This window comes from Candidatus Eisenbacteria bacterium, assembly GCA_035712145.1.
Lineage (GTDB): Bacteria > Eisenbacteria > RBG-16-71-46 > RBG-16-71-46 > RBG-16-71-46 > DASTBI01.
Genome location: DASTBI010000084.1, coordinates 1 through 3610, shown reverse-complemented (window position 1 = coordinate 3610; position 3610 = coordinate 1). Strand labels below are relative to the sequence as shown.

Genomic DNA, 3610 nt, shown 5'->3' with positions numbered 1-3610 from the left:
GGTCGAGTACGTCGAGGTTCCCGGCACCGCCGGCTACTTCGGCGTGCTCGCCCACCACGCTCCGCTGGTGGCCAACCTGGCGAAGGGCATGCTCACCATCCGCCGCGCCGGCGGCCAGAACGAGAAGCTCGAGGTGAGCGGCGGCTTCTTCGAGGTGAGTCACAACAAAGCGACCGTCTTGGCTGACTCGATAGGCTGATCGCGCTCGAGACGACGCATGAACGAGGCGGTCAAGGCCCGCGGTGGTGCCATCGAGCGATTCGACTGATCCTCGACAGCAGTCCTGGCTCCGTCTGGTTTCTTTTCCACTTGTCTGGCAGCAACGCCGCAGCAAGGATGCTGGGCGATGGCTGGCCTCGAGCACGACGTCGAGATCAGGCGACTCGCCTTCCAGTTTCTTGATGTCTTCGCGACGGTCCATTGAGTCTTACAACGGCGCCGGTGGACCACCGGAAGCCACGTCCTTACGACGACAGCGTGGGTGGGCGAATGGAGTGAGGCCCCCCAGCTGCAGCGCAAGCCCAGTGAGTATGTGGTAGTTAGTCGATTTATATCATTCTTGTAAACTGACTAATAATGCCATAAACTGGCGCCATGGACCCCATCCGCAATCCTTTTGCCCCTGGCGCCGGAACCCCACCTCCCGAGCTCGCGGGCCGCGACCACCTGCGCGAACAGGTGCGGATCGCCATCGAACGGATACGGGCTGGAAAGCCTGCAAAGAGCGTCCTGATGGTGGGGCTTCGAGGCGTGGGGAAGACCGTCCTCCTCCACCAGATGAGTGAGGACGCGATCGCCGCAGGCATACGTGCGGTTCGGCTCGAAGCGCCAGAAGGCAGATCGCTTCCTGCGTTGCTGGCTCCGCAACTCCGGCTGGTCTTGCTGGGGCTCAGTCGCTCCGCCAAAGCGAAGGACCTTGCTGAACGTGGGCTGCGGGCGCTCGCAGGATTCGCAAAGGCTCTCAAGGTGAAATTCGGTGACATCGAAGTCGGGCTCGACCTCGACCCGGAAGCCGGACTCGCTGACAACGGCGATCTCGAGCAAGACCTGCCGACCTTGCTCGAGGCGGTAGGGGCCGCCGCGCGTGAGGACGGGACGGCCGTCGTGCTCTTCGTGGATGAGCTCCAGTACGTGCCAGAGGAGCAGTTGGCGGTTCTCATCACTGCCCTTCACCGATGTGCGCAGCGACAAGTCCCGATCACGATGGTCGGAGCTGGATTACCGCAGCTTCGAGGACAGACCGGCAAAGCGAAGTCTTACGCGGAGCGCCTGTTCGACTTCCCAGAAGTGGGGGCTCTCGATGAGCAGGCTGCTCGGCTAGCCATCGAGAAGCCGGTCCGCGACGAAGATGAGGACATCGAGACGTCTGCGGTGGCGCGGATCATCGAGAAAACGCAACGGTACCCCTACTTTCTCCAGGAATGGGGAAAGCAAGCTTGGGACGCGGCCACGGCATCGCCCATCACCCTGCAGAACGTCGAGGACGCTTCAAGGATTGCCATCGCCGCACTCGACCAGAGCTTCTTCGGAGTTCGGTTCGATCGACTCACTCCTCTCGAGAAGCGTTATCTACGAGCCATGGCCGAGCTCGGCGCAGGCCCGCATCGCTCAGGCGATATCGCGGACCAGCTCGGACGCAAGGTCACGTCACTCGCTCCGACTAGAAACCAACTGATCTCAAAAGGAATGATCTGGAGTCCTGCCCATGGGGACACGGCGTTCACTGTGCCGCTTTTCGATCAGTACCTGCGCCGCTCGATGCCTGGAGACGATTGGCGTAACTGACTTGTTGGTGACGCATCCGTCCTTGCTGCGGGAATCGCGCAATCGACCTCGTTGGTCATCATCGGCGCGCTGGCCGAAGCGCTCACGAACTATGCGTTCGTCTTCTCGCACCTCGACGCCACCACGGTGCTCAAGCGCTCGATCGCCGAGCTCGGCATCTCCCCGGTCGTCGATCCGCTGGCGTCGACTTCGCGCATTCTGGGACCCCGCGATCGTCGGCGAGGAGCACTACGCGATCGCGTTGACGCGGAGTCGGTGAGTCAGGAGACTCGAGGCCTAGCGGCCACCCGCCACCATGCTGAACGGAGGTGCACCATGGAGTTCCAACATCGCCCGCCCGCCTCTGTCCTTGCTGTCGTTGTCCTCGCGGCGCTGAGCTTTGGGTGCGACCGCAAGGACACCCCAACGTCCGCCCGCCCGAACGAGCGCGATGCACTCACCGCGCAAGCCGCCCAGGATCTCGCCGGCCACTTCGCCGCGAGCCTCTCGCGCCAGCACGGCGTGCCGATCGACCGCCTGGGCGGGACGAGCCTGCAGATCGTGGCCGAAGGCGCGCGGGCGTCGCAGGGGCTTCGCTCTGGAGCCGTCAACGACGAAGCCGGATTCTCGTGGTCGCTGTCGATCGCATTCTTCGACGCCGGCGGGAACCAGCAGGCCGGGTACATCCACGGCGAGACCAGCCGACTCACGGCCGACGCGCGCGCCCGCGGCCACCTGACGACCGCCGAGCACCGGGCCTCGATCGGCGTGCGCCGCTTCCTCGACGTGAGCGGCCTACTCCCGTCCGAGACCGAGCTCCACGTGGACGGAGTGGCGAACGATACCGCCAACGCAGCGTACGAGGCGCTCGACGGGTCCGCGTCGCGCCGTTACGACCTGCGCGCCGCCGGTTCCCTGGAGGACCTGCGCCAGCTCAAGGATGCCTCGCAGAACCCGTATCCCCTGAGCGGCGTCCTGCTCTGGCAGGTCGTGGCGGACGCCTTCGAGGAGACGTCGGAAGGCACGAAGGAGGCGCACTACGACGCGAAGGTGAAGGTGACCTTCAACGGCACCCGCTATCCGACCATCGAGGTCGAGGAGAGCTGGCGGTACCGGATGGATCTCGAGACCGGAGAGATCACCGAGCTGCCGGCCTGAGCAGGGGAACGGAAGAAGCGATCTCCGATAGAATCACGCGTGTGAACCGTGCACTTCCACCCCGATTCCAGCGCTACGTCGCGATCGGCGACAGCTCCACCGAGGGACTCGACGATCCCGACGGCCGCGGCGGCTATCGCGGATGGTCTCAACGGCTCGCCGAGAACATCGCGCAGGTTCAGGGCGGCTTGCTCTACGCGAACCTTGCGGTCCGTGGTCGCACCACTCGCCAGATACGAGACCAGCAGCTCGGTCCCGCGCTCGCCATGCGACCGGATCTGGCGACGGTCTTCTCGGGAACCAACGACGTGATGGCCCGGCGCTTCGACCTCGAGCAGGTCGCGGCGGACATGGAGCACATTCAGCGCTCGCTGGTCGAGTGCGGAGCAACGGTATTGACCTTCACGCTTCCGGACCTCACGCCGGTCCTGCCGCTCGCCCGTCCGCTCGCGCCGCGGATCCGGGCGATGAACGAATCGCTGCGGTCGGTGGCCGGCCGCACCGGGGTGATCCTGCTCGACTTCGCCGCCCATCCGGTGGCGACGGATCGGAGGCTGTGGAGCGAGGACCGCATTCACGCGAACGCCCTGGGCCACGAGCGAATTGCCGCGGCACTCGCGCACGCCCTCGGGTTGCCGGGCACGGACGAAGGATGGAAGGAGCCACTGCCGGCCGGCCGCTCCAGGTC

Annotated in this window: 4 protein-coding genes; all 4 read left to right on the top strand. The window is 65.2% G+C overall.

Features of this window, described 5'->3' with window-relative positions; translation table 11 throughout:
• Nucleotides 1-199: F0F1 ATP synthase subunit epsilon (atpC, locus tag VFQ05_05135; protein HET9326138.1), on the top strand; the 199-nt coding region annotated here is incomplete at its 5' end.
• A 395-nt stretch (nt 200-594) separates the two neighbouring features.
• Complete coding sequence (locus tag VFQ05_05130) at nt 595-1785, top strand: ATP-binding protein (protein HET9326137.1); 1191 nt, start codon at nt 595-597, stop codon at nt 1783-1785.
• A gap of 51 nt (nt 1786-1836) precedes the next feature.
• Nucleotides 1837-2922, top strand: a complete 1086-nt coding sequence (locus VFQ05_05125; protein HET9326136.1) for a hypothetical protein — start codon at nt 1837-1839, stop codon at nt 2920-2922.
• A gap of 41 nt (nt 2923-2963) precedes the next feature.
• Nucleotides 2964-3610, top strand: a 647-nt coding sequence (locus VFQ05_05120) for an SGNH/GDSL hydrolase family protein (GenBank protein HET9326135.1), incomplete at its 3' end; no start/stop codon positions are given.